26 protein-coding genes and 1 riboswitch are annotated in these 25,497 nt (G+C 37.4%); of the genes, 17 read left to right on the forward strand and 9 right to left on the reverse strand.

The features are described 5' to 3' along the window. Positions 1–437: 437 nt before the first annotated feature. The 6 genes from QNH29_RS07370 (at position 438) to QNH29_RS07395 (ending at position 6,845) form a co-directional block, all read left to right on the forward strand. Positions 438–1,514, forward strand: a complete 1,077-nt coding sequence (locus tag QNH29_RS07370) for a YheC/YheD family endospore coat-associated protein (RefSeq protein WP_283864167.1) — start codon at positions 438–440, stop codon at positions 1,512–1,514. Between the two features lie 19 nt (positions 1,515–1,533). After that, positions 1,534–2,553, forward strand: coding sequence for a YheC/YheD family protein (locus QNH29_RS07375; protein ID WP_283864168.1), 1,020 nt, complete (start codon positions 1,534–1,536; stop codon positions 2,551–2,553). Positions 2,554–2,795: 242 nt separating this feature from the next. Beyond that, positions 2,796–4,352, forward strand: a complete 1,557-nt coding sequence (locus QNH29_RS07380) for a fatty acid--CoA ligase family protein (protein WP_283864169.1) — start codon at positions 2,796–2,798, stop codon at positions 4,350–4,352. 103 nt (positions 4,353–4,455) lie between these two features. Next, positions 4,456–5,187: an AzlC family ABC transporter permease gene (locus tag QNH29_RS07385; RefSeq protein ID WP_283864170.1), complete on the forward strand. Its 732-nt coding sequence runs from the start codon at positions 4,456–4,458 to the stop codon at positions 5,185–5,187. After that, entirely contained in the window at positions 5,177–5,485 is a 309-nt protein-coding gene (locus tag QNH29_RS07390; RefSeq protein ID WP_283864171.1) for an AzlD domain-containing protein, read from the forward strand. The genes QNH29_RS07385 and QNH29_RS07390 overlap by 11 nt, the downstream gene beginning before the upstream one ends. An 88-nt stretch (positions 5,486–5,573) precedes the next feature. Beyond that, on the forward strand, positions 5,574–6,845 hold the full coding sequence (locus QNH29_RS07395) for a M48 family metallopeptidase (protein WP_283864172.1): 1,272 nt from the start codon (positions 5,574–5,576) through the stop codon (positions 6,843–6,845). A gap of 51 nt (positions 6,846–6,896) precedes the next feature. On the opposite strand, the gene QNH29_RS07400 is transcribed toward QNH29_RS07395, so the two are convergent. Continuing rightward, positions 6,897–7,130 carry an IDEAL domain-containing protein gene (locus QNH29_RS07400; protein WP_283864173.1) on the reverse strand — a complete coding sequence of 78 codons (234 nt, stop codon included), beginning with the start codon at positions 7,128–7,130 and terminating at the stop codon, positions 6,897–6,899. Between the two features lie 187 nt (positions 7,131–7,317). Between QNH29_RS07400 and QNH29_RS07405 the strand changes: the two genes are divergently transcribed. Next, positions 7,318–7,890, forward strand: coding sequence for a competence protein ComK (locus tag QNH29_RS07405; RefSeq protein WP_283864174.1), 573 nt, complete (start codon positions 7,318–7,320; stop codon positions 7,888–7,890). A gap of 4 nt (positions 7,891–7,894) precedes the next feature. Here the strand turns inward: QNH29_RS07405 and QNH29_RS07410 are convergent, their stop codons facing one another. Further along, on the reverse strand, positions 7,895–8,260 hold the full coding sequence (locus QNH29_RS07410; RefSeq protein WP_283864175.1) for a YhjD family protein: 366 nt from the start codon (positions 8,258–8,260) through the stop codon (positions 7,895–7,897). A gap of 233 nt (positions 8,261–8,493) precedes the next feature. Between QNH29_RS07410 and QNH29_RS07415 the strand changes: the two genes are divergently transcribed. From QNH29_RS07415 to addA, 5 genes are all read left to right on the forward strand, one after another. Next, the gene (locus tag QNH29_RS07415) at positions 8,494–9,441 is read left to right on the forward strand and encodes an LCP family protein (RefSeq protein WP_283864176.1); all 948 of its coding nucleotides are present in this window, start codon (positions 8,494–8,496) and stop codon (positions 9,439–9,441) included. A 44-nt stretch (positions 9,442–9,485) separates the two neighbouring features. Beyond that, on the forward strand, positions 9,486–10,139 hold the full coding sequence (locus QNH29_RS07420) for a TVP38/TMEM64 family protein (protein WP_283864177.1): 654 nt from the start codon (positions 9,486–9,488) through the stop codon (positions 10,137–10,139). Between the two features lie 2 nt (positions 10,140–10,141). Further along, positions 10,142–10,696: a signal peptidase I gene (gene lepB / locus QNH29_RS07425; RefSeq protein ID WP_283864178.1), complete on the forward strand. Its 555-nt coding sequence runs from the start codon at positions 10,142–10,144 to the stop codon at positions 10,694–10,696. A 171-nt stretch (positions 10,697–10,867) separates the two neighbouring features. Beyond that, complete coding sequence (gene addB / locus QNH29_RS07430) at positions 10,868–14,362, forward strand: helicase-exonuclease AddAB subunit AddB (RefSeq protein ID WP_283864179.1); 3,495 nt, start codon at positions 10,868–10,870, stop codon at positions 14,360–14,362. After that, positions 14,355–18,143 carry a helicase-exonuclease AddAB subunit AddA gene (gene addA / locus QNH29_RS07435; RefSeq protein ID WP_283864180.1) on the forward strand — a complete coding sequence of 1,263 codons (3,789 nt, stop codon included), beginning with the start codon at positions 14,355–14,357 and terminating at the stop codon, positions 18,141–18,143. Before addB ends, addA begins: the two co-directional genes overlap by 8 nt. A 42-nt stretch (positions 18,144–18,185) precedes the next feature. Here the strand turns inward: addA and QNH29_RS07440 are convergent, their stop codons facing one another. Genes QNH29_RS07440 through QNH29_RS07465 form a run of 6 tightly spaced genes read right to left on the reverse strand, consistent with a single transcriptional unit; the run spans position 18,186 to position 20,122 of the window. Beyond that, the gene (locus tag QNH29_RS07440) at positions 18,186–18,404 is read right to left on the reverse strand and encodes a spore germination protein (protein WP_283864181.1); all 219 of its coding nucleotides are present in this window, start codon (positions 18,402–18,404) and stop codon (positions 18,186–18,188) included. Between the two features lie 53 nt (positions 18,405–18,457). Beyond that, positions 18,458–18,838 (reverse strand): spore germination protein GerPE, encoded by a 381-nt coding sequence (locus QNH29_RS07445; protein WP_283864182.1) that lies wholly within the window; start codon positions 18,836–18,838, stop codon positions 18,458–18,460. 13 nt (positions 18,839–18,851) lie between these two features. Beyond that, a complete protein-coding gene (locus QNH29_RS07450) occupies positions 18,852–19,022 on the reverse strand; it encodes a spore gernimation protein GerPD (protein WP_283864183.1) in 171 nt (56 codons plus the stop codon). Then, entirely contained in the window at positions 19,012–19,632 is a 621-nt protein-coding gene (gene gerPC / locus QNH29_RS07455; RefSeq protein WP_283864184.1) for a spore germination protein GerPC, read from the reverse strand. The genes QNH29_RS07450 and gerPC overlap by 11 nt, the downstream gene beginning before the upstream one ends. 11 nt (positions 19,633–19,643) lie before the next feature. Then, entirely contained in the window at positions 19,644–19,880 is a 237-nt protein-coding gene (locus tag QNH29_RS07460) for a spore germination protein GerPB (RefSeq protein ID WP_283864185.1), read from the reverse strand. Between the two features lie 17 nt (positions 19,881–19,897). Further along, positions 19,898–20,122 carry a spore germination protein gene (locus QNH29_RS07465; protein ID WP_283864186.1) on the reverse strand — a complete coding sequence of 75 codons (225 nt, stop codon included), beginning with the start codon at positions 20,120–20,122 and terminating at the stop codon, positions 19,898–19,900. Positions 20,123–20,351: 229 nt separating this feature from the next. Beyond that, positions 20,352–20,438, forward strand: a riboswitch (cyclic di-GMP riboswitch). A 207-nt stretch (positions 20,439–20,645) separates the two neighbouring features. On the opposite strand from QNH29_RS07465, the gene QNH29_RS07470 reads away from it, so the two are divergent. From QNH29_RS07470 to QNH29_RS07485, 4 genes are all read left to right on the forward strand, one after another. After that, positions 20,646–21,254: an ATPase, T2SS/T4P/T4SS family gene (locus tag QNH29_RS07470; RefSeq protein WP_283864187.1), complete on the forward strand. Its 609-nt coding sequence runs from the start codon at positions 20,646–20,648 to the stop codon at positions 21,252–21,254. Positions 21,255–21,337: 83 nt separating this feature from the next. Further along, positions 21,338–21,697: a YisL family protein gene (locus QNH29_RS07475; RefSeq protein WP_283864188.1), complete on the forward strand. Its 360-nt coding sequence runs from the start codon at positions 21,338–21,340 to the stop codon at positions 21,695–21,697. Between the two features lie 115 nt (positions 21,698–21,812). After that, entirely contained in the window at positions 21,813–22,085 is a 273-nt protein-coding gene (locus QNH29_RS07480; protein WP_283864189.1) for a ubiquitin-like small modifier protein 1, read from the forward strand. Between the two features lies 1 nt (position 22,086). Next, a complete protein-coding gene (locus QNH29_RS07485) occupies positions 22,087–22,359 on the forward strand; it encodes a MoaD-like domain-containing protein (protein WP_283864190.1) in 273 nt (90 codons plus the stop codon). Positions 22,360–22,401: 42 nt separating this feature from the next. Here QNH29_RS07485 and QNH29_RS07490 read toward each other — a convergent pair whose 3' ends face one another. Then, positions 22,402–24,231, reverse strand: a complete 1,830-nt coding sequence (locus QNH29_RS07490) for an aldehyde ferredoxin oxidoreductase family protein (RefSeq protein ID WP_283864191.1) — start codon at positions 24,229–24,231, stop codon at positions 22,402–22,404. A 219-nt stretch (positions 24,232–24,450) separates the two neighbouring features. On the opposite strand from QNH29_RS07490, the gene QNH29_RS07495 reads away from it, so the two are divergent. After that, positions 24,451–25,479 (forward strand): ThiF family adenylyltransferase, encoded by a 1,029-nt coding sequence (locus QNH29_RS07495; RefSeq protein WP_283864192.1) that lies wholly within the window; start codon positions 24,451–24,453, stop codon positions 25,477–25,479. The last annotated feature ends 18 nt before the right edge of the window (positions 25,480–25,497 follow it).

Genomic DNA, 25,497 nt, shown 5'->3' on the forward strand with positions numbered 1-25,497 from the left:
CGTGTGTGAACTGCCCCGTAAATATTAGGCACTCTAATTTTGCATTTATGGGGTGTTTTTATGGCTAACTTTAGCAGAAAAGCAATTAGAAGTTGTCCTAAAATACGAAATAATGAGGTTGCGAAGCGGAAACCGATACAGAAGGATAGGTACGTTTAATCCGCTAAAAAGAAACCTAATAAGTTTTACTTATTATTACATGCAATTAGAAATCCATTGTCACGGCAGTTTTCCTAAAATCATTTTGAGTAATGGTTAAAAGCATTTTCAGGGTAAATGCTAATTCACCAAAAAATATCTTCTGGTTCGAATAAATGTACGGCTATGATTGCCTTAGCAAAAGTGAAGAAGTATAACTTAAGGAGACTTTTATTTGTTACACCTCTTCGTTATTCGAAAGCTTTAGCATGATTTTAGATAAAAAGGAGATTAGGAATATGAAAACTCCAACCGTTGGAATATTAGTAGGTGGGTTGACATATAGTCGGATTAAGAAAAAAAGGTCTTCTTTTGAGCCTATTCGTTTTTATGAAGAAGCCTGTATACAATATGGACTGTTTCCTTGCTTTTTTCGATTAAAAGATATAATGCCTGAGACAAATGAAATTAATGCGTTAGTAAAAGGTGATAAGGGAAAATATGAATTGAAAGTTATCACCATACCTAAAATTATTCATAATCGAGGACTTTTTTTTGGCAATCAATCAAAGTTAAAGATAAAGAATATTCAAAAAACCGGGGTCATTATTTTTAATGATAGGAATCGTTTTGGAAAATGGACTGTTCATGAAATGTTAATGAAAAATGAAGAATTGCAGCCCCATTTGCCTGAAACGAAACGAGCAAGTTCAGTGAATTTAATTGAAATGATGGAGAAGTATAAAGAACTAATCATTAAGCCTAGTAATGGAAGTTTAGGCAGCGGGGTCGTTATGGTAGAAAAAAAAGCTAGTAATCTTTGGGAAGTTAGATACCGCGAGAAGAGAGAGGCTTTTGCTAACGAATGGCCAGAAATCATTCGTAAAAAGGTCTTAAATAAAAACTACATCATTCAGGAACGAATTCCTCTTGCAGAGTATCAAGGCAGCCCTTTCGATTTACGTGTTTCCGTCCAAAAAAATGGAATAGGGGAATGGCAGGTAACAGGTATGGTTGGGAAGGTTGCTAAAATAGGAAATTATGTAACCAATGTTGCAAAAGGTGGTACCTGTAAAACGCTTAAGCAATTATTAAACGATTTTTCTGACTTGGACGTTAACGAAGTCTACCAATCTATTGAGGACTTTTCAATTAAAGCTGTAACTGAATTAAATAAGTATTTTCCTAGCCTAGCAGATGTTGGGCTGGATATTGGTTTAACTGCTGAAGGTTTTCCCATGTTTATTGAATGTAATGGCCGCGATCTAAGATACTCATTTAAAAATGCCCAAATGGAAGCAGTATGGAAAGCAACATATACAACACCAATCAGTTATGCACGGTATCTTTTTGATTCCAAGATTGAAAAGGAGTAATTTTATTGAGACTCGGGATGTGATTTATTTGCAAGGTATCGGTATGCTCCACTTCCGGCAAAATCCTGCAGATGTAAAAAAGGCCTATCCCTATGCAGCCGTTGCAAAAATGGAGGGAATTCACTTTTTTTACTTTTCATTTAATAATGTGGATTTTGACAACATGAAGATTGATGGCTGGATGTATGAGGATGGGAAGTGGATTCAAAAACAGGTAGATTTTCCTGCTGTTGTAATAAACAGCTGTAACCCAAAAACGGAGAACCAGTCTAATATACTTAGGAAGTTAAAACAATATGCCAACTTAACAAGCTTTCCTGTAGGGAACAAAATGAAAGTATACAAAAAAGTGAAAAAAGCAAAAGAGTTCGCCTCTTATCTAATTCCTTCCACAACTCTAAACATGCCTGAAGAACTTATTTCATTTCTAAAAAATCAACCGAGAGCTGTAATAAAACCTTTATCTGGAAATCATGGGAAAAAGGTGTTTTTTATTGAAAAAACGCAGCAACAGTATAAAGTAACAGAAGAATTCAACACAATCTATATGAATGAAAAAGAACTTAACAAATACTTTCAGCCAATTATTACCGGAAAAAAGTTTCTGATGCAGCCATTCATTGAGTGTAAAACAAAAAATGGTCTTACGTATGATTTTAGATTACATGTCCAAAAAAATGGTGATGGGAAGTGGGAAATCAACTTGATTTATCCCAGGATAAGTGGGAATGCAAAAATGATTAGTAATATAAGCAGTGGCGGCTACCGCGGAGAATTAGCCTCGTTTTTAAAAGATGAATTTGGTGACGATTCGAAAAAGGTAAAGGAAAGCCTTGAGGTTTTTGCTTTAACCTTTTCTGCTCATTTTGATACTTTATATGAACATTCCTTTGATGAGCTTGGTATAGATGTTGGTATCGATGTAAACCAAAGACTATGGATGTTTGAAGTGAATTGGAGACCAGGGTCCAAGAACAGGGAATTTGAAGTTGCCAGACGTCTTATTCCTTACTGTAAATATCTAATAAATAAAAATTGAATACTTCAAAATCAAGCAAAAGTATGCAGTATCCTTTTTAAGGTCATACAAATCCCCATTCTTATTACAGACTGATAAATGGTGGTAGGAAGGGGATTTTGTTATGGATAGTTGTAGCGGTGGTAATTTGATAAATCTCTTAAAAGTTTTACTTGAATACTTAAATTTCTTTAAATATAATATATTTAGAAAATTTTTACGATTTAGTGAATGAGTATTCATTCACAAAAGGGAGGGAAATTATGAATATATCATCTAGACTTCAGGAAACTGCTAAAAACGCAGCAAGCAAAACTGCCTTTTATTTTATGGGACAAGGTACTAGCTATGCTGAATTGGATAGTGCCATTACAAGATTCGCTTCTGGGCTTGAAAAGTTAGGAGTTAAACGAGGAGATCATGTTGCTTTGTTACTTGGGAACTCACCTCATTTCGTCATTAGTTTATACGGGGCATTGAGGCTGGGAGCAACTGTTATTCCGGTTAATCCAATTTATACAGCAGATGAAATTGGTTACATATTGAATAACGGTGATGTAAAAGTTGTCGTTGCGCTGGATATGGCCATTCCATTAGCTGAAAAAGTCCATGCTGTCCTGCCTAAGGTAGAGAAATTTGTATTCTGTGAAACTAGTGAAAATGGTATCTCTCGGCATAATAGTGAATCACTCACACTTTACCCTAAAATGAAATCGTTTACAGATGTTGTTGCCTCTGGAGATCTTTCCTTTAAAGGACCGGAACTGAAGGATGATGACACAGCAATTATTCTTTATACTTCTGGTACCACCGGGAAACCCAAAGGGGCGATGTTAACCCACAAAAATTTATATAGCAATGCTAGTGATGTTGGATCTTATTTAAGGATGAATGATCAAGACCGTGTCATCACTACCTTGCCTATGTTTCATGTTTTCTGCTTAACAGTTGCTTTGAATGCACCATTATTAAGTGGAGCGACCTTGTTGATTGCCCCAAAATTTAGTCCAAAAGAAATTTTTGAATTAGCAAAAGAGTATCAAGCAACTGTTTTTGCTGGGGTACCAACTATGTATAATTTCTTATTTCAATACCCAGAAGGCAACCCAGAAGATTTTAAATCTCTAAGATTATGTATATCTGGCGGTGCTTCATTACCAGTTGCCCTGCTGAATAATTTTGAAAAGAAATTTACTGTCCGTGTCTCTGAAGGCTACGGTTTGTCTGAGGCTTCACCGGTTACCTGCTTCAATCCTCTGGACCGCCCGCGTAAAGCTGGTTCAATCGGAACCTCTATCCTCCATGTTCAGAACAAAATTGTCAATGAACTTGGAGAGGAACTTCCCGCTGGAGCAGTGGGAGAATTAATTGTTTCCGGTCCGAATGTCATGAAAGGCTATTACAAAATGCCTGAAGAAACAGCTGCAGCGATACGTGACGGCTGGTTATATACAGGTGATCTAGCAAAAATGGATGCAGAGGGCTATTTTTACATAGTCGATAGAAAGAAAGATTTGATTATTGTCGGCGGGTTTAATGTTTATCCTCGTGAGGTGGAAGAAGTTCTATATAATCATCCAGATGTTGTAGAAGCAGCAGTACTTGGGGTACCAGATTCAAATCTTGGAGAAGCAGTAAAATGCTATGTTGTGTGCAAAGATCCGAATACTACGGAAGAGCAATTACTTGAGTATTGCAGAGAACATTTAGCTAAGTATAAAGTTCCTTCTTCAATAGATTTTTTAGAAGAACTCCCTAAAAATACAACTGGAAAAATCTTAAGAAGGGCTTTAAAAGCCCAAATTACCCAGACCGTTTAAAAAAGGAAAACATGGCGGATTCCCTGCCATGTTTTTTTATTTCATTATTTTCGAAAGTTTGATAAAATTTACCTTTGATTCAAGGATGAAAGAGGGGATAAGGTTGTCTGATTTTGCAATAGGAAAAGAATCTACTGAATTTAAAAAGGGATTACAGGCAGGGATCAGCATTGGTATAGGGTATTTTCCAATTGCATTGACATTTGGTCTTCTAGCAAAAACATCAGGACTTTCTATTTATGAATCCGTATTAATGAGCATGATTGTATTTGCTGGAGCCTCACAGTATATTTCCTTAAGCTTAATTGCCTATGGGACAGGAATAGTTGAAATTATATTAACGACTTTCATTGTAAACATTCGTCATTTTTTAATGTCGACTTCTTTAACAGAAAAGTGTGAAGATGACCGTCTTGGCAATAAAATGCTTTATTCATTTGGAATTACAGATGAGACCTTTTCAGTGGCGGCAACGAGAGAAGAGACCTTGACTACTGGTTTTATGTTTGGAGTTAATTTGTTGGCATATTCAAGTTGGGTAATATTCACTGGGATTGGTCATTTGATAGGGGCAAGTCTTCCACAAACACTACAAGAAAGTATGGGCGTGGCGCTTTATGCAATGTTTATAGGTCTCCTAGTTCCGTCTCTGAAAAAGAGTGTAAAGGTGTTATTTCTAGCCTCCCTTGCGGCGATATTCAATACGATATTTACTATGGGCGGCATTATGGCTCAAGGATGGGCAATTGTTATCTCTACCATATTATCGGCTGTTATGATTGAACTGATTGAAGTTATAAAAGCAAGGCATTGGGGTGTAAAGCATGAAAAGTGAAATTGTATGGATGATTATTGGAATGGGTATAGTTACATACATACCAAGGATGCTTCCGTTTGTATTGTTTAAAGGTAAGGAGCTGCCGTCATTTATCCAAGGTGTACTCAAAAATGTTCCATATGCAACCCTTGGTGCATTAATATTCCCAGCGATTTTATTTCTTCAAAAAGATGATATTTGGTATGGAATTGCAGGTGCTGCCGCTGCTTTTGGTGCTGCTTTTTTAGGGGCCAATGTTATCATTGTAGTTCTAGGCTCAATTACAGTCCTCGCTCTATATTCTTATTTTCTCTAAGCCGGTATTGCCCGGCTTTTTTTAGTTCTAAATATGAAGTTTATAACTAAACTAAGTATAGAGGTTTGTACAAAAAGGGGGACAAAACATGGTTAGAAAAATGGGAGTCTATGCAGTTTTGGCCTATGTGATATATGGGTTGTTTTTTTATTGGTACTTGTTTTATTTTGCAGACTCGAATTTACCCTTTGAATATCAAGGAACGAAAGCTGATCCAGCTACTTTTTTAAATGGCAGGGAATTAATGCTGAGTGAAGAGTATTCAAAAATAAGAAATTTGTTATTTTTCCTATCTACACCGTTTGAATGGCTTTTTTATTTTCTGATTTTATTATTTGGCCTATCAAAAGCGTTCAAATCATGGGCTGAAAATTCGTCCAAGTATAAGCTGCTCCAAACTGCTATATACCTTATTTGGCTTTCATTTTTTGCTTTTTTGGCTACATTGCCTCTAAGCTATATCAGTTACACCTTGTCAAAAACCTATAACATTTCTACACAAACCTTTGCCTCTTGGATGAAGGAAGAATTAATCGATTTTTGGATTAATTACGGGACTTTACTGATTATTGTTCCAGTTCTATATTGGCTCATGACAAAAAGTGTTAAACGCTGGTGGCTCTATGCTTGGTTATTGTCTATACCGTTTACCTTGTTTTTGATGTTTTTACAGCCTGTAGTCATTGCCCCGTTATATAACGATTTTTATCCTTTGAAAAATAAAGAGTTGGAAACGAAGATTTTAGCATTAGCAGATAAGGCCCAAATTCCCACTGAACATGTTTTTGAAGTGAATATGTCAAAGGAGACAAATTCCTTAAATGCTTATGTTTCAGGGATTGGCTCCAACGCAAGGATTGTACTATGGGACACTACTCTAAACAAATTATCAGATGATCAAATTTTATTTATCATGGCTCATGAAATTTGCCATTATGTAGAAAAACATATTTATATCGGAATTGCTATATATTTATTGTTCTCGTTGTTTGGTTTGTATTTGACGTATCGAATAATGAATTGGGCGGTTGCGCGATATGGGAAAGAACTTAAAATACCTGACGTCAAAGATATTCGTTCCTTACCGCTTTTTTTCATGATCTTATCAATGCTGCTATTTGCATCTAGTCCGTTCTCTAATCTAATTTCTCGATATCAGGAAACAAGGGCTGACAGATATGCGATTAATATGACTGAGAATCCTGAAGCTGCTATAACGTCTTTCCAGGAATTAACCCGCTCAGGTTTAAGTCAAGTTAATCCGCCTTTATTAGTAAAGATATTCCGGTACAGTCACCCCTCTATGCTCGAACGTATTTCAATGCTAGAAGAATTTGAAATAAAACAACGTAAACAATAAAAACGGGAAAGGAGAGATTCTCCTTTCCCGTTTTTATTATAAAAAAGTAACTTACGTTCCGAACCGTTTGTTTATTTCAACTAATTGTTTTGATAAATGGTAAAAGTTCTGCTTATCGCGATGATCAATCGCACTGTCAATTTTCTTAAGCAGTTTTTCTCTTTCGACACTTAACTGAATTTCAGATAAAAGCATATCAATGTATAAATCTTGGACAAAATTCTCTTTCCGTTGTCGTTTCATGGCACCAATTTTCATTAATTCCGTGTATGATTTCTCATTCATCAAAATCACCTCTGATGCTTTTTAATATTATATGGTTTTTTTTTGATAATATCAACGAATATTTATAATTTTCAGTTTTAATTTTTCGCCATAACTTTGTGAATAAATTCGCAACAATTCAGATAAATGAAAAATATATAAATTAAACATGATATGATGGATAAAATTGTTAATGGAGTTGAAAATATTGAAGCTAAAACAAATTGAAGAATATGAGGTTAATCCATTTACGATGTTCATTAAACCCATCGCGTATGGCAGTAAAATTTATTCGGAGATTTTTGAAGTTGAGGACGAATTTTTATCCCCCTTTAAGCCGCTCGATATTATAAGAAATAGCTGCGAATACTATGGCAGTGATTATAATGGCCGCAGGCATGGCACCAAACAGCTAGTTGGTTATGCACATAAGATTCCCATTGCAATTGATCCTACAAACCGTATTTTTTTCTTTCCTACCACATCACCAAACAGTCAAGAATGTATTTGGATTTCCCATGAACATGTTAAAGATTATAATCGGGTTAGTCCCCAAGAAACACAAATCCTTTTTAATAATAATCAGACTTATAAATTCCCTATTTCTTGCAGTTCAATCATTTCTCAACTAGAGAGAACAGCTTACCTGAGAACGAAGTTAATGCAAAGAATTGAATATAATGAAAAAAAATCTTTTTATTTATTACAACGGCCGAAGGCGATGGAGGCATCTGAAGATTCTTATCAGTATGGAAAACAGAGAGTTAAGAATAAACTTTAACATCTTAACGGGACAGGTACTGTTTTAGAAAATAGAACTCCATTAATTCTTGTACTTTATTTCGTATTCTTGGGTTAAAGTAATTATGAGCTTCTTCATACCCTTTATATAAGAACAGATACATGGTAAAGGCATCGTCCCGTTTTGTTTCCATTACTTTCAGGTTATTCTTTTTCATATATCGTTTCACTTCAGCTAATTCCTTTTGAATACTTTTCATGGTTTCTTCAATTAGTTCTAAATAAGGTTTTTTTAATTTAAAAGGACTGTTTTCTACAACAGTTAAATCACGATTTAAGACAATTAATACCATCGGTAAATAGATGGCTTTTTCCATTATATTTCGATCCTCTTCTGGAATTCTTGTCATCCCATCATCGTCCCCTTTTATAGAATGTTTTTTCAGAACACACGTTCCTATTTATCATACAAAAGTCTATTGGAAAACGCAATGCTTTAAAAATTGCGTTTTTTTGTTTGCAAAATTTGGTACTAGTATGAGAAAGTTTTTGATAGAAGGATATTTTCTCGGGGAAAATGAATTATATATAGACACAATAAAAACTTGTCCTAAAAAATATGTCATAGATGGGTGAATTCAGTATGAGATACGAAAAACACAAAAAAAGAAAAAAAAGAAAATCGGCCTCAATCGTAATGGTGCTGCTCGTACTATTTGGGGCAACTGCAGGTTATGCATATTATCAGTATAAACAAGGAGTTAATCAATCATTAGAGAAAATTAATAATCAGGAAAATAATGTTAACGAAGAAGTGTACACTTTCGAAGGTAAAAAGGACCAATATGGGGCCACCAATATCCTCCTGTTGGGGAGTGATGCCAGAGCAGGTGAGAAAGCATCTCGAGCTGATACGATAATGATTGCGCATTATAATGAAGACCAAGGTACTTATAAGCTAACTTCTATCATGAGAGATATTTATGTAAATATCCCTGGTGAGGGTAAGCACAAAATTAATTCGGCCTTTATGCGCGGCGGTCCTGAATTAATAAGGAAAACAATCAAGGAAAACTTTGATATTGATTTACAGTATTATGCAATTGTCGACTTTGAAGGTTTTGTACAATTGATTGATGAGGCTTTTCCGAATGGCGTAGAAATTAACGTTGAGAAGAAAATGTCAGCATATGTGGAAGTTCCACTAGAACCGGGATTGCAAAGACTTAATGGGGAACAAATGCTTAGCTTTGTACGTTTTCGACATGATGCGATAGGTGACTTTGGCCGGGTTCAACGTCAGCAGCAGGCACTTCAGGCTATAAGTGATCAGCTGTCAGGTATTCAAACGATTCCCAAACTCCCTAAACTAATTGGTGTGGTCACACCCTATATCAACTCAAACATGGATACCGGAGATATATTGTTTATGGCAAAGGATTTCTTTGCAAAAGATAGAGGTGATATTCAAACCTTTAGAATACCTATTGAGAATGGATATGAAGATGCAAGAATCAAAGGGGAAGGTTCTGTTTTGGATTTAGATTTAGAGATGAATAAGGAGGCTTTTCACCAATTTTTAACTCAATAATCTAACCAATCTGCTTTCAATGCAATAAGGTAAGGAGCAATCATATGGATTTTGAAGCAATCAAGGCTTGGTTCACACTAGAAAATATAATGGACATAATTCAAGAGTATCGGTCCTTTGGACCATTACCCGGTGTAGTGCTGCCCATAATCGAAGCATTTTTACCGTTTCTGCCATTGTTTATATTTGTTATGGCTAATGCTAGTGCGTTTGGGTTGTGGATGGGATTTTTATATTCATGGATAGGCTCTTGCTTGGGGGCGCTGCTGCTTTTTTTGCTCATTAGGAAGTACGGACAAAAGCGGGTTTTTTCTTTTCTATCAAAACGCCCAAAGGTTCAAAAGCTGATGGACTGGGTAGATCGACATGGTTTTGGCCCGCTCTTTTTGCTCTTATGTTTCCCATTTACACCATCTGTTGTGGTGAATGTTGTAGCTGCTCTTTCAAAAATTAGTACTTATCAATACATGCTTGCGGTAGCAATCGGTAAAATGGTGATGATTTTTACCATCAGTTTTGTTGGTTATGATCTTCATTCACTGATTACTCGTCCTTACCGAACTGCCATCGTTTTTCTAGTTATTTTTATTCTTTGGTATGTTGGAAAAAGAATTGAAGTAAGATTGAATAAGAGCGTGGAAAATGACCATAATGAGGAGATAAATAGAGGTAAAGAGTTGAAGAAAAGGAGGAGTTAAAAGTGAATATTGAATGGAAAAAAGAGGGGATTGAATGGATTAAAGCTTTTGCAATAGGTATTATCATTTTTGCTTTCATACGAACTTTTTTCTTTTCTAATTATGTGGTGGAGGGAGAGTCGATGATGCCTACCCTCCAGGATGGAAACAAATTAGTAGTCAATAAACTGGGCTACCAAATTAGTGATTTGAGCCGTTTTGATGTCATAGTGTTCCATGCAAACGAGAAAGAGGATTTTGTCAAACGAGTAATCGGGCTTCCAGGCGATAAAATTGAGTTTAAAGATGATGAATTATATATCAATGGACAAAAGTACAGAGAACCTTTTTTATCTGTGTATAAGCAAGAAACTCCCGGTGTCAAACTGACCGGTGATTTTAGTTTGAAGGAAATTACCGGAGAAAGTACTGTGCCTGAAGGAAAACTATTTGTACTAGGAGATAATCGCTTAGGCAGCTGGGACAGCAGACATTTTGGATTCATCTCTGTCAGTCAGGTTGTAGGAAAAGTCGACCTCCGTTACTGGCCGCTAAATGAAGTGGATGTTCAATTCTAATAACAATATCTTAAAAACTAGGAGTCCGATATTAATATCGGCTCTTTTTTGTTTAAAAATTACCATTACTGGTTTAAATCTGTAGCATGTGTTCCAAACGTTTGTACTCTTTTTGTGATAAAATGAGAGTATTACGTTTATAAAATGGTAATCGGAAAGCGAGGAAGAAACATGTCTTTAAGAATGGTTACCGGAAGGTCGGGAAGCGGTAAAACACAGATGTGTATGAATGAAATCGAAGACCGGCTGCTGGAAAATCCAGAGGGAGCACCGATTATTTATATTGTTCCAGAACAGATGACCTTTTCAACAGAATACCGCTTGGCGACCAATCCAAAACTCGGTGGAATGATTCGTGCCCAAGTGTACAGTTTCTCACGGTTAGCTTGGAGAATATTGCAGGAGACTGGAGGCATTAGCAGGTATCATCTAAGCAGTGTTGGAATAAGCATGCTCATTCGAAAAATTATAGATGATAAAAAGGAAGAGTTAAAATTGTTTCAGCGTGCTGCTGATAAAAATGGCTTTGTTCAGCAAGTTGAACAGATGATTACTGAATTTAAGCGGTATTGCATTACACCAGAAGAGCTAATACAAAAGTCGGAAATGAGCAGTGAAAATAGTGAAAATACTTCTAGAGTCTTGCAGGATAAAATAAATGATTTAGAGATTATATATAGACAATTTGAAGATGAGGTCTTTGGGAAGTATATTGATTCCGAAGACTATTTTCGTTTGCTTTCTGAAAAGATTTCCCAATCAATCTACTTAAAAGAGGCAGAAATCTTCATAGATGGGTTTTCTAGTTTTACACCACAAGAATACTTGGTCATAAAAGAGTTAATGAGGCACTGTCAGCGAGTTACGATTACCATGACGACTGACACAACTTCCTTTGAAACTCTTCCGGATGAATTGGACTTATTTCGATTGTCTACTGATGCCTGCTGTACTTTATATGATTTGGCAAAAGCGGAAGGCATCGAAATGGAGCCTCCAATTTTTCTGTCTGAGCAGCAGAAATGGAATCAGACTGACTTAGAACATTTAGAAAGTCATTTTGAGAGCAGACCAGCAGCCACCTATTTTGGAAAAACAGACATCCATATAGGTCAAGCGGTTAATCGCAGAGCGGAGATAGAGGGAATCGCACGAGAAATTCTTCGGTTGGTTCGGACAAAGAATTATCGTTATAAAGACATAGCACTGTTGATAAGAAATGGCAGTGATTATCATGAAATTGTAGAGCCTGTTTTCTCGGATTATCAAATTCCATATTTCATTGACCAAAAAAGGACGATGCTCAATCACCCATTGATTGAATTGATCCGTTCAACCTTGGAAGTAATACAGTCGTTTTGGCGTTATGAACCTGTATTTAGAGTAATTAAAACTGAATTGATATACCCGCTTCAGGAAAATCCAGACCGTATGCGGGAAAAAATGGATAGACTAGAAAACTATATACTTGCTTATGGAATTAAAGGAAGTAAATGGACTGGTAAAGATAGATGGACGTACCGCCGTTTCAAGGGCCTTGAAATCGAAGCAAATGTACAGACAGATGCTGAAAAAGAAATAGAACAGCAGCTGAATGAATTAAAGCTTATGGTAACAGCTCCTATACTACGATTATCTAGAAGGCTTAAAAAGGCAGATACGGGACGGAAACTTTGTGAAGCAATCTATTTATATTTAGAAGAATTAGATATTCCATCAAAACTAGAAAATTGGAAAATGGATGCCGAACAAAAAGGTAATCTTGTAAAAATGCGTGAACATGATCAGGTTTGGAATGCTTGTATAGATCTCCTTGACCAATATGTGGAGATACTAGGAGATGAAGCCGTTCCATTGAAGTCGTTCTCCTCTATCTTGGAGGCAGGCTTTGAGTCGCTTTATTTTTCACTAATACCCCCAGCACTGGATCAGGTGATTATCGGGGATTTAGAAAAATCTCGGCTGTCAGACATAAAAGTAGCCTTTATTGTTGGTGTTAATGAGGGGGTATTACCAGCTAAAATTGCGGATGATGGGATATTATCGGATGAAGAGCGTGAAGTGTTAATAGCTGCTCATTTAGCAGTTGCCCCCAGCAGCAGAACTCGTTTATTAGACGAAAATTTCATTGCCTATAAAGCTCTAACTACGCCTTCAGAGTCTCTTTATGTCAGCTATCCGCTTGCTAATGATGAGGGAAAAGCATTAATAGCTTCTTCATACATTAAGAGATTGAAAGATATGTTTCCAAATGTAATAGAACATTTTTATGGGACAGATCCTGCTGAGCTAACAGAAGAAGAACAGTTAAACTTTGTTACTAATCACCAAACAACTCTTTCTTATTTGACCTCACAGCTTCAGCTAAAAAAGCGGAATTATCCTATTTCTGAGTTATGGTGGGATGTATATAACTTTTATATCAGCGGGGAGTGGAAGCAAGCAGCAGAAAAAGTATTTTCCAGTCTCTTCTATACCAACAAGACGGTACAGATTTCAAAGGAAACAGCAGACGAGTTGTATGGGGATACGATACAGGCAAGTGTTTCACGAATGGAATTGTATAATGGCTGTGCCTTTTCGCATTTTGCACAGCATGGGTTAAAGCTTCGTGAACGGCAAGTCTTTCGTTTGGAAGCTCCTGACATTGGTGAATTATTTCATGCTGCCTTAAAGCATATCTCTGATTTTGTAAATGAGCAAAAACTCAGCTGGGCAACTCTTACAAAAAAACAGTGTGAAGAATTATCCAAGGAGGCAGTGAATGCTTTAGCCCCTAAGCTCCAAAATGAAATTCTTTTAAGCTCAGAACGTCACCACTATATTAAACGAAAATTAGAACAAATTATTACCCGGGCCTCTCAAGTATTAAGCGAACATGCAAAAGTAAGTGGCTTCTCACCAATTGGATTAGAATTGAGCTTCGGACGGAATGGCAAACTCCCGCCATTATCGTTTTCATTAAAAAATGGAAAACGAATGGAATTAGCTGGCCGTATCGATAGAGTTGATCAAGCGAAGGGTGAAAATGATAGTACTTACTTACGCGTCATTGATTATAAATCGAGTGAAAAGGATGTTAATCTTAACGAGGTATACTATGGACTAGCCTTGCAAATGTTAACCTACTTAGACATCGTCATTACACATTCTGACGAATTGGTAGAAATGAAAGCAAGCCCCGCAGGAGTACTATATTTCCATGTCCATAACCCGTTAATAAGCACAACTAAATTAATGACGATTGATGAAATCGAAAAGGAAATCATGAAAAAATTCAAGATGAACGGTCTAATGGTTGGTGACCAAAATGTTCTTAAACTGATGGACCAAACACTTGAATCAGGGGATTCGCAAATTATTTCGGCGGGAATAAAGAAAGATGGTAATCTGACGAAGAAATCAAAAGTCGCAAGTCTAAATGAATTTGATGATTTAAGGAAATATGTTCGAAAGCTCTATCAAACTACCGGAGAGGCTATAGTGGATGGCCAAGTTGATATTGCCCCTTATAAAATGAAGGACAAAACACCATGTACATTTTGTGCCTATAAATCTGTTTGTCAATTTGACGAGTCAATAGAAAACCATTACCGAGTTCTTACTCCTCAACCCAAGGAAACAATTTTTGAGCTGATTCGAAAGGAGGCTGCGGCAAATGAGTAGTTTTGAAATACCTCCTAAACCTGAGGGGGCAACCTGGACGGAAGACCAATGGAAAGCGATTATGGGGAAAAATAAAGATATTCTTGTTGCAGCAGCAGCCGGTTCTGGTAAAACCGCTGTGTTGGTTGAACGCATTATTCAAAAGCTTCTATCAGCAGAAGACCCTATAGATGTTGATGAGTTATTGGTCGTAACTTTTACGAATGCTTCGGCAGCGGAAATGCGTCACCGTATCGGGGAAGCATTGGAAAAAGCAATCAATAAAGACCCAGGCTCCAGACATTTACGAAAGCAGCTGAGCTTATTAAATAAAGCATCAATTTCAACATTGCATTCCTTTTGCATGGAGGTTATCCGGAAATACTATTACCTTATTGATGTTGACCCTGGGTTTAGGATTGTAGATGAAACAGAGGCACAAATAATTCGAGATGAAGTCATGGACGAGTTATTTGAAGAGGAGTATGGAAAAAAGGATAACGAGCCATTTTTTCGGTTAGTAGACTCCTTTACGAGTGACCGGAGTGATAATGCCTTAATGGATATCGTCAGGGATATTTATGATTTTGCACGCTCTAACCCTTTACCTAGTCATTATTTACAGTCAATGATGGATATGTATGATGTTTCTGGTATATCAAAGCTAGAAGAATTACCATTCATTCAAGCACTTGTTTTTGACATTGAACTTCAATTAGAAGGTGCAAAGGAATTGTTAGAGCGAGGCTTAGAAGTGACTAAGCTTCCAGGCGGTCCGGCACCAAGGGCAGAAAATTTTCTTGATGATATAAATGTAATCAATACTCTAATCCAGGCGAACCGTGACTCATGGTCAGTCCTTTATCAGGCCATGCAGACATGGTCATTTACAAGAGCAAAACAGGTAAAAGGGGATCATTTCGATAAAGAACTGACGGAAAGAGCTCAAAAGCTTCGAGATAAGGCTAAAAAGAAGGTTCAAGATATCAAAGAAGAGTTGTTTTTACGAAAACCAGAAGGCTTCTTACGAGATATGGAAGAAATGCGCCCGCTAATTGAAACTCTTGTCCATTTAGTCACTGTTTTCTCAGAGCGCTTTGAGAAAGCGAAGCGTGAAAAAGGTCTGGTAGATTATGCCGATCTAGAACATTATTGCCTAGCAATATTAACAGGAGAAATCAGTGTTCAAGGAGAGTTTCTTCCATCAGAAGCTGCATTAGCCTACCGCCATCATTTTCATGAGGTATTCGTGGATGAATACCAGGATGTGAATTTGGTTCAGGAAACCATTTTAAAGCTGGTCGCAAAAGAAGACGAGCCAAATGGTAATCTGTTCATGGTCGGGGACGTCAAACAATCTATATATCGGTTTCGATTAGCAGAGCCGAATTTATTTTTAGGAAAATATAATCGTTTCAGACAGGACGGTAATGGTACAGGCTTACGAATTGATCTTGCGCGTAATTTTAGAAGCAGGAAAGAAGTGCTTGAAGGGACAAACTATTTATTTAAACAGATTATGGGTGTAAAGGTTGGAGAAATTGAATATGATGAAGCTGCGGAACTAAGGCCTGGTGCATCGTATCCTGAAGATAAACCATTTCCAATTGAGTTATTACTAATCAATCAAAATAATGATAGTAAAGAAGTACCTTCAGACGCGGCCGAAACCGAACCAGAAGTGATAGCTTCTGAATTTGACGAAGTTGATTTAGAAAAATCTCAGCTTGAAGCAAGAGTGATGGCTTCTAAAATTAAGCAATTAATTGCAGGTGAAACGCAGGTTTATAATCCCAAAACAAGTTCTTACCGTCCAATTATGTATCGAGATATAGTAATCCTGCTACGCTCCATGACCTGGGCGCCACAAATCATTGAGGAATTTAAGCAACAAGGGATTCCCATTTATGCAAACCTTTCCTCTGGTTATTTTGAAGCAACAGAAGTAGCCATTATGATGTCGTTGTTAAGGGTGATTGATAATCCATTTCAAGATATACCATTGGCTTCTGTCTTACGGTCGCCTATTGTTGGATTGAACGAAGAGGAGCTTGCACAAATCCGGCTTTACCACAAAGGTACTTTCTGGGAGTCTGTTAAAAAGTTCTGTAATAGCAGCCCGACAGAAAAGACGGAATTTTTATACGAAAAGGTCCGCCGTTTTTATGACAATTTGGAACAATGGCGTTCCATGGCCCGCCAGGGGTCACTATCAGAATTAATCTGGCAGCTCTACCGGGATACACAATTTTATGACTTTGCAGGCGGTTTGCCTGGAGGTAAACAGCGGCAGGCAAATTTACGAGCTTTGTATGATCGGGCAAGGCAATATGAGCAAACTTCATTTCGAGGATTATTCCGCTTTCTTCGTTTTGTAGAAAGAATGATTGAAAGAGGAGACGACCTTGGAGCAGCTCGTGCACTTGGAGAGCAGGAAGACGTTATACGGATTATGACCATTCACAGCAGTAAAGGTCTTGAATTTCCAGTCGTTTTTATTGCAGGATTGTCGCGAAACTTTAATATGTCTGATATTCGAAAACCATATATGCTTGACAAAGAGTACGGCTTTGCAGCTAAGTATGTAAATGTTGAAAAACGAATTTCGTACCCATCTCTGCCCCAAATTGCTTTTAAGCGCAGAAAGAAGATGGAAATGCTCGCGGAAGAAATGCGGGTTCTTTATGTCGCATTGACCAGAGCCAAGGAAAAACTATATTTGACAGGAACGTTAAAGGATGCAGATAAAAAAATAGAACAGTGGACTGAGGTATCTGCCAACACAAACTGGCTGCTCAAGGATTATGAAAGGGCAGGGGCAGGCTGTTATATGGATTGGGTAGGTCCAGCGCTGATTCGGCACCAGGATAGTATAGGAATAAGGAAGAACGATATTCAAAACCCTCTTATGCCTGTTGAGATTACCAGTCATCCTTCTGCATGGAAAATTACTTTCATGAATGCTGAAGAAATTAAAAATCAGGAAATAATGAAGAGCATAGAAGAGGACACCTTTTTAGAAAAGGTGGAGAATAGGGAAAAGATACCGGTAACATCTCCATTTAAAGAGGAAATTGAGTCTCGAATGACATGGGGATATTCCTTTACCAGCGCCTCAACCCACCGCTCGAAGCAGTCGGTATCTGAAATGAAGCGGCAGCGTGAAATGTCCGATGAGCATAGTGGTACTGAATTGTTAAGCAGATTTAAAAGATCCATTACAAAACGTCCTAAGTTTATGCAGGAAAAGATGCTTAGCCCTGCTGAAAGAGGAACGGCCCTTCATATGGTGATGCAGCATGTGGATTTAACAAGACCTGTTACGAAAGAATCTCTAGAGACACAAATCGAGTCGATGGTTCATAATGAATTGCTAACCATCGAACAGGCTGAGGTCATTGATGCTCAACTTGTTGGGAAATTTTTTGAGTCAGAGTTAGGCAGGCGGATTCTAAATGCAAAGGCAGTGAGCCGCGAAATTCCTTTTACCCTTTCCTTGCCTGCATCAGAAGTCTATCCAACATGGAAAGGCCAAGATGAATCTGTTTTTGTTCAGGGTATTATCGACTGTGTGTTTGAAGATGAAGATGGACTTGTTCTTATTGACTTTAAATCCGACGGGATAAGTGACCGGTATAAAGGTGGTTTCGAGCAGGCTAAACCAATACTCGAACAACGATACAGGATGCAAATCAGTCTATATACGAAAGCATTGGAGAAAATTTGGAAGAGAAGAGTCAATGAAAGATATTTATTCTTCTTTGATGGTGCTCATATTTTAAAGCTAGAAGAAAATGAATGAAAAAAATAAAAGACATAAGCCCATTGTGGTTTATGTCTTTTATTAATTATTCCCGCCTATTGGCTGGTCAATTAAATCTGCGTCTAGAACATTAGTACCGCTTAATCCGTTGGCTGTAAATATAATTCCTCCGGTATTAAAACCACCAGATCCTGCATTGGTCTTTGACGCACTTTTTGGAGAGATATACACTGTATCCCCGAATTGAACAATCCCGCCACTTACATTCACGATCTGTACTGGACCCATTATAGCTGGCATTAAAAACATCCTTCTTATTGTATAATCCTTAATATCTTATGCCTAATATCTTGTTATTGTTCATCTTCAGCACGGAACAGCTGCCTGATATGTTTCACCCTAGCTTCCAGAGAGACGTTTTCACTGTTTCCAACGTGCAGGATGGCAGAAGATGACATAGCCAGAATAGAGATATTATTAACCTTAATTAAGGGGAGGCAATTATGAGTCAATAGGGATACCCTTTCAGTAATGGGTAATAATGGTATGGGTTCTGAAAAAGTACGATAGTTCAAAAAATTTCCTTCCTTGGCAAAAAATACATCTGCTTCCCTCTGAACGGCTAATGCTCGTGAAAATCCATTTATCACACGGGAATCTCCAAGCTGGATGATGGAGGAAAAGGAAGCCGAATTTACTTTAACGGTTTTTACGACAGAAGATCTCTGAAACATAAGTTAAGCCTGCCTAAAAAAGTGGCACAAATGGCCCAATGATGAGTGATTCAGCGGGTGTGTCGAAAGTAGCTGCCAATTGAATACTCTGTGTGTCGCCAACCATTACGAGTGAAGAACTTGCAACGCCTAGAATTCTAATCGTATCTACATGTAGGTCCCGATTATATACTTCAAAGTTCATTTTGTGTATTCATTCCTTTCACGTTCTCCGGCAAATGATTAATAAATATTAAAATACCTTTCTTGATTTCCTGTTTGAGTAATTCAATAATGCTCTCCTCTGTACTTTGTCCGCCTTCACGTTTATTATCTGCCGTATTTTGTACATGGTAATCAATCCTAGCTGGAAGCTGTTTCATAATATCTTGTTTGATAAAATCTAAATAGGAATCATCTAACTGAACATTTAATTGATTTTGGGTTTCCTTAAACACGATAGGTAAGTCGGTTTCTAAATAACTGTAAATAGATTCTTCTATCTTCATAGATCGCTGCATTTGTGCCTTTGGATGGATAGGTGTATTTATGGATTGATTCTGTACAGCAAAATCTTCAATATTGGCCAAATCTGATGGGTTTAGCCCAATGTTTAATGTTCCATCAAGTGTTTCGACTTTCAATTGATCAAACTTATATTCAATTTTTTCAACCTGAATGCTAGGCTTATCCTTTAATTGTTTCAATTGTTCCTGTAGATTTTGAATGGTCTTTTCCAGAGCAGCAATTCTGTTTTCTTGTGACTGTAAAGTTATTTGGACCCATTGAAGAAGTTGTGAATAATCCTGATACATACCATCTCACCTCACTGTGTTTCTTCTTCTCTCCCAGCCCCTGCCAAAGGCACTGCAACACTAGATTGAACATTTGTTGTTTGAGTGCCTCCTGCCATTGGTGCCGGTTTAGTAAAACCTCCAGTATTATATAAATATGATGCGGGTTTAATAATTCCGGCACTGCCAATTTGCAGGACAGAAGAATTCGTAATACTGCTAATTTTTATAAAGTTAATTTGAATTGTTTGCTGAATATAAAAATTCACTTAAAATCAACCTTTCCTTAGGCATTAAGGAAAATTCCTTGATCAACACCATCGGCATCGTATGTGTTTGTATTACTTAAATTATTATTATGAACAATTAAACTTTCACCCGTATTAAAGGACCCAGCACCGGAGAAAGTTTTAGCGGAAGTGAACGGCATGATTTTATAGACATCTCCAATATGAAAAACAGAACTGCTGCCAAGTGATATGACTTGTGCAACGCCTACAATCGCTGGCATAAACAACACCCTTTACCTTTTTTCTCTTAATATCGTATGTATGGGTTGGTGTAATGTGATTCATTCGCCCAAATAAAGTAAATCTAATCTTAGCTAGTTGGGAAAATTATAAATTAAGGTAATATTACCTATATATTTTTAAAAAATGATAAAATAGTAGGATATGAGAGAAAGGCAAAAGGACTTATGATAGATTTAAGAGATCAGTCGGATAAGTAAAAACACTGATTCTCGATAAAGGCAAAACTGGTGAAAATCAGTGACGCAAAGCTAAAGGGGCTAAGGTGCATTTGCACTACGCCAGCCAGTTACCGAAAGAACAGGGTGTTTTTCGTAGATAACAGCAATGTTTACATAGGACTTTCTATGTGCATTGTTGTACTTCATTTGTTAACCCCCCTTTCGGTAGAGGCGGGGTTATTTTATTCTGTTTCATCGACCCTTGCCTAACCGTTCATATCTTCTTTATGTTTTGTGAGCAAGATGGTTTTCAATAAAAACAAAAATGAGGCGGGTGGAATCTATGGGGCTATTAAAACAAATCGAACAAAATAATCAGGGACAAGGTATAGACCACAAATTATACAAGTCAGCAAGGATCTCGATTAAAAGGAATCTATGGAAACCTTTAGAGTTGCAGGATTTAATTCGTAATGGGACCATGTCAAAAGAAATGGCTCACTTCCTCTGTACCTGTGTGAAAGCTAGGTTAAATATTGTAGTGAGCGGAGGAACAGGGGCAGGCAAATCGACACTTGTCAATGCTCTTTCCACTTACATTCCACAAGAGGAAAGGAATATAATTGGAGATGTTCGTGGTAAAAATGTACGTGAAATACTTTGGAACGAAAATAAAAAAATTCAGGGTTTCCTTGCAACAGGACATTCCAGCAGTCCAAGTAATATGATTGATCGTTTGGAAATTATATCCTATCTCGAAGGGGTGAATTTGGCTATTATGGCAATTAGGGAAAAGATTGCTGATACCATTGACATCATAGTTCACCTCTCACGTTCAAGTAATGGATTAAGAAAAATAACAAAGATTACAGAGGTTCAGGGAATCAAAGGGGAAAATATTGTGCTTAGGGATATTTTTACTATTAATACTTTAGAAGGTTCTTATTATTAAACTCCGACTTTTTTTAGGATTTTGGGAATGCCTATGGTATGATAGTGTTGCTATAAGCTATTGATACATAGGAGGAATATTAAATGATTCATGGTCACGTTACAGCTTGGGTTCTAGCCCTAATTTTATTTATTGTCGCTATATTTTTACTAAAGGGCGGAAAAGAAAAGGGCGCTAAAATTGTCCGTATGATTTTACGTGTGCTTTATTTACTAATTATCGCAACTGGTGTGGGACTAATCTTCATGGTGTCCAATATTGATTTGTTGTATATACTTAAAGCAGTAGTAGGAATATGGGTAATTGGTTTATTTGAAGTGATCCTTAGCAAGACTGCACAAAATAGAAAGACATCAGTATTATGGATACAGTTTGTTATCGCGTTCTTACTTGTATTATACTTAGGATTCGATAAATTACCGATGTCCATTTTTTATGTATAAGATTAGTTTGTTAGAAAGAGCTGTCGGTTTACCGGCTGCTCTTTTTTCGTTTAAAAAATGATGACAAGAAGTGCAAATAGTTTTACTATTTATGTAAGGGGAGGGGAGAGTATAAATGCTAGTTAGGGTGTTTGCTAATCTCCGGCAAATTTGCGGCGGAGTTGGAGTAGAGGTTAACCCGGAAGGACAACGGGTCATTGATGTACTTGATAAGATGATTGAAATGTTTCCTGATTTGAAGGATGAAATATTTACTCCTGAAAAAGTTCTGCTTCCATTTGTTCATGTGTTTATAAATGGAAGAAATATCATACATTTGGATGGTCTTGAAACCATTGTGAAAGAAACCGATCAATTTGCCCTATTTCCTCCTGTTGCCGGGGGTTAATATGCTGCAGCAGGAATTGGAGTTTCGTGGAATAAAACGAGAGCACCTTGGAATGTATTTTGAAGAGTTAGGCGGTAAACAGATTACAGAACAATTCCCTTACATATATAAATCTGACTATTGGTATGGAGAAATACTAAGGGAAGAGGAGCTTTCAATCACTTCTACATTTAAAGTAAATAGTGTCCATATCAGGTTTCATGCCAAAGATGACATGACCCTGAAAGAGCTGATCAAAAACTATCGTGTGAAAACAAGAAGGATAGGCGGGTAAACAAAAGGCTTCTGCAAAATATGCAGAAGCCTTTAATTTTTATTATACTAATTGATTTTCTGAACCAATAATTCCTAACTCGCGAAGCTTTGCTTCAGTAACCTTTCCAGCCTCCCAGCCACGGACCTGGTAGTACTCTTTAAGCATGATATCCATACGGCTGACCTCACCTGCACTATTACCAGAGGCAGGCTCTTCTGTGAATCGTTTAGGCAGATAGTCATCTTCCTCTTTATCAAATCCAGCTAGGTTATTATAATAACGCTCTAGATTATAAATTCTTTCCCCAGCCTTCATTACGTCATCCGCTGTCATCGGAATACCCGTCATTGCACTATATTGTTCTGCATAATGCTCCGCATTTTCTGAGAAGGATGAGAACTTACAAATATTCATAGAATCAGAGAACGCAAGCATATCTTGGAATATTTTTAATAACTCACCTTTTCCTTCAGGCTTAAGGCGATCTGTTGGTTCTGGAATACCAGCAATTTCACTTGCAACCGTATACCCGCGTAAATGACAGGCTCCTCGGTTACTAGTTGCATAACCGAGACCAATCCCTTGAATACCACGTGGATCATACGCTGGTATAGACTGACCCTTTACAGACATAGAAAGTTCAGATGCACCCCAAGAAGCAGCTGCTTTTGCAGGACCTTCAGCAAGGAGGCCTCCAAAGCCTTCACGGTATGCAATTTTCTTCGTTAAGTCTATCATAGTGTCTGCATCGCCCCAGATAAGCTCTTCTGTAATCAAACCCTTTTCATAGGCTTCCATTGTAACAGAGAAGCAGTGACCTAGTTCAATGGTATCTAAACCATACTCATTACAGCGGTCAATTAAATATGAAATGGCCTCGGCATCACTCAATAAGCAGTTCGAGCCAAGTGACCAAGCAGATTCAAACTCAATACTTTCAACTCTAGTTTTATATTTTCCATCTTTTACTTCAACTTCGATTTTGCAGCCTACAGGACATGCGTGGCAAGTATTATTTTTAACGAGTAAATGTTCGTTGACATATTCACCACTGTGCTTTTCCGCTTCATCCCAATGAGTGAACTGAGAGTTCTTTGTTGGAAGCGCCCCAACCTCATTGATAATGTTGGTTAATACGTTTGTACCGTAAACGGAAAGACCACCTTTATTTGGTGCCGTTAATCCGCCGTCAAGAATAGCCTTTACAGCCTTTTTGTTTGCCTCTTTATATTCAGTTTCTAACTTAGGCTGCGGCATATTCCCTTTTTGAGGTGCTTTAATTACAACCGCTTTCAATTTTTTGTAGCCTGCAACCGCGGCAGTTCCGCCACGTCCAGCTGCGCGATCATGCTCGTTGATAAAGGATGCAAACCTAACTGTGTTTTCCCCTGCTTGACCAATGGTCATGACACTAAGATCTTGTTCGCCATATCTTGCCTGCAGCGTTTTAACTGTTTCTCTTGTTCCTTTTCCCCAAAGTTCTGAAGCATCACGCAGTTCAGCTTTTCCGTCCTCAATATAAAGATAAACTGGTTTGTCACTTTTCCCTGTTAGGATGATGTTATCGACACCTGCCCATTTTAAGCGAGCAGCAGTCCATCCACCCATATGTGAGTCTGTAACCGTTCCTGTTAACGGAGATTTTGTTACAACACAAAGACGTCCACTCATAGAAGAACGTGAGCCAGTTACAGGGCCTGTCATGATGCAAAGAATGTTCTCAGGAGATAATGGCTCTACTTCAGGACCGTTATCTAGTACATATTTTACGCCTAGACCGCGGCCGCCAATGTACTTTTTTGCATCCTCTTCGTTAATAGATCTGTAATTGACTGCACCTGCTGTTAAATCAACCAACACTTCTTTGTTCAAAAAACCACCTAAATTCAAAGTTTCTCCCTCTCTTTCATTAATAAATTAAAGATAATCTCCCATTTATATTGAAAATATTAATAGGATATTACTCTCAAAATTAGTAAATAAACCTAATTACTATTATACAATTATTTTTATATATTTAATATTTAAACTTTTCTAAAACTCATTTAAAATATATGTAGATTACCTATCTCATGTCAATGTACTACTAATCTAGAAAAGAGGATCATTATGAACGATTTAGGGCGCTATTCAAGACAAATTCTTTTTTCAGGGATAGGAGAAAATGGGCAGTTGAAATTGCTGAAAAGCAAGGTCGCTATTGTCGGCGTTGGCGCACTCGGAACGGTATGTGCCAATCATTTGGTCCGATCAGGGGTTGGATACATTAGGTTAATTGATAGAGATGTAGTTGACCTCTCCAATCTACAGCGTCAAACACTTTTTAATGAACAAGATGTTTCCCTAAATCTTCCCAAAGCAGTTGCTGCTAAAAACAGACTGAACTCGATTAACTCAACTGTTAAAATTGATGCTGCTGTTACGGATTTAAATCTTGATAATGCTGAGGAATTATTAGCAGGCTTTGATGTCATTATTGATGGCACTGATAATTTTATGACGAGATACTTAATCAATGATGTTAGTATTAAGTATGGAATTCCTTGGGTTCATGGGGCTGCAGTAAGCTCACGAGGCATGTTTACAGTAATAAAACCTGGAATAACACCGTGTTATCGCTGTCTATTTCCACACGTACCGGCTGGCAGGGGAGAAACCTGTGATACTATTGGTGTATTGTCGCCGATTACAGATATTATAGGTTCCTTTCAAGCAATGGAAGCAATTAAATTACTGTTAGGACACGTAACAAGTACGAATCTTGAGCAAATAGATATTTGGGATACTTCCTTTTTTTCAATGGATACAAAGGAGGGGAAAAATCCACAATGTCCTGCATGTGTAAAATTTCAGTTTGACTTTCTCGATCGTTTGTCTACCGTTCAGGAAACCTATAGTACTCTATGCGGACGAGATACCGTGCAGATATATTTTCGAGAGAAACGTGAACGAAATTTACAAAGGCTTAGTGAACGCCTGAAACAGAACGGAAAAGTCACCGGGAACCAATATTTGCTTCGGTTTGCACCTGATAATGAAATATCCATAGTTGTGTTCAAGGATGGCCGTGTTCTAGTCCATGGTACAGATGATATTATAAAAGCAAAATCCCTTTTTTCAAAATATATAGGCAACTAAAAGAGGTGTGGTTTTCTT

The sequence above is a fragment of the Neobacillus sp. DY30 genome, assembly GCF_030123065.1.
GTDB lineage: Bacteria > Bacillota > Bacilli > Bacillales > Cytobacillaceae > Neobacillus.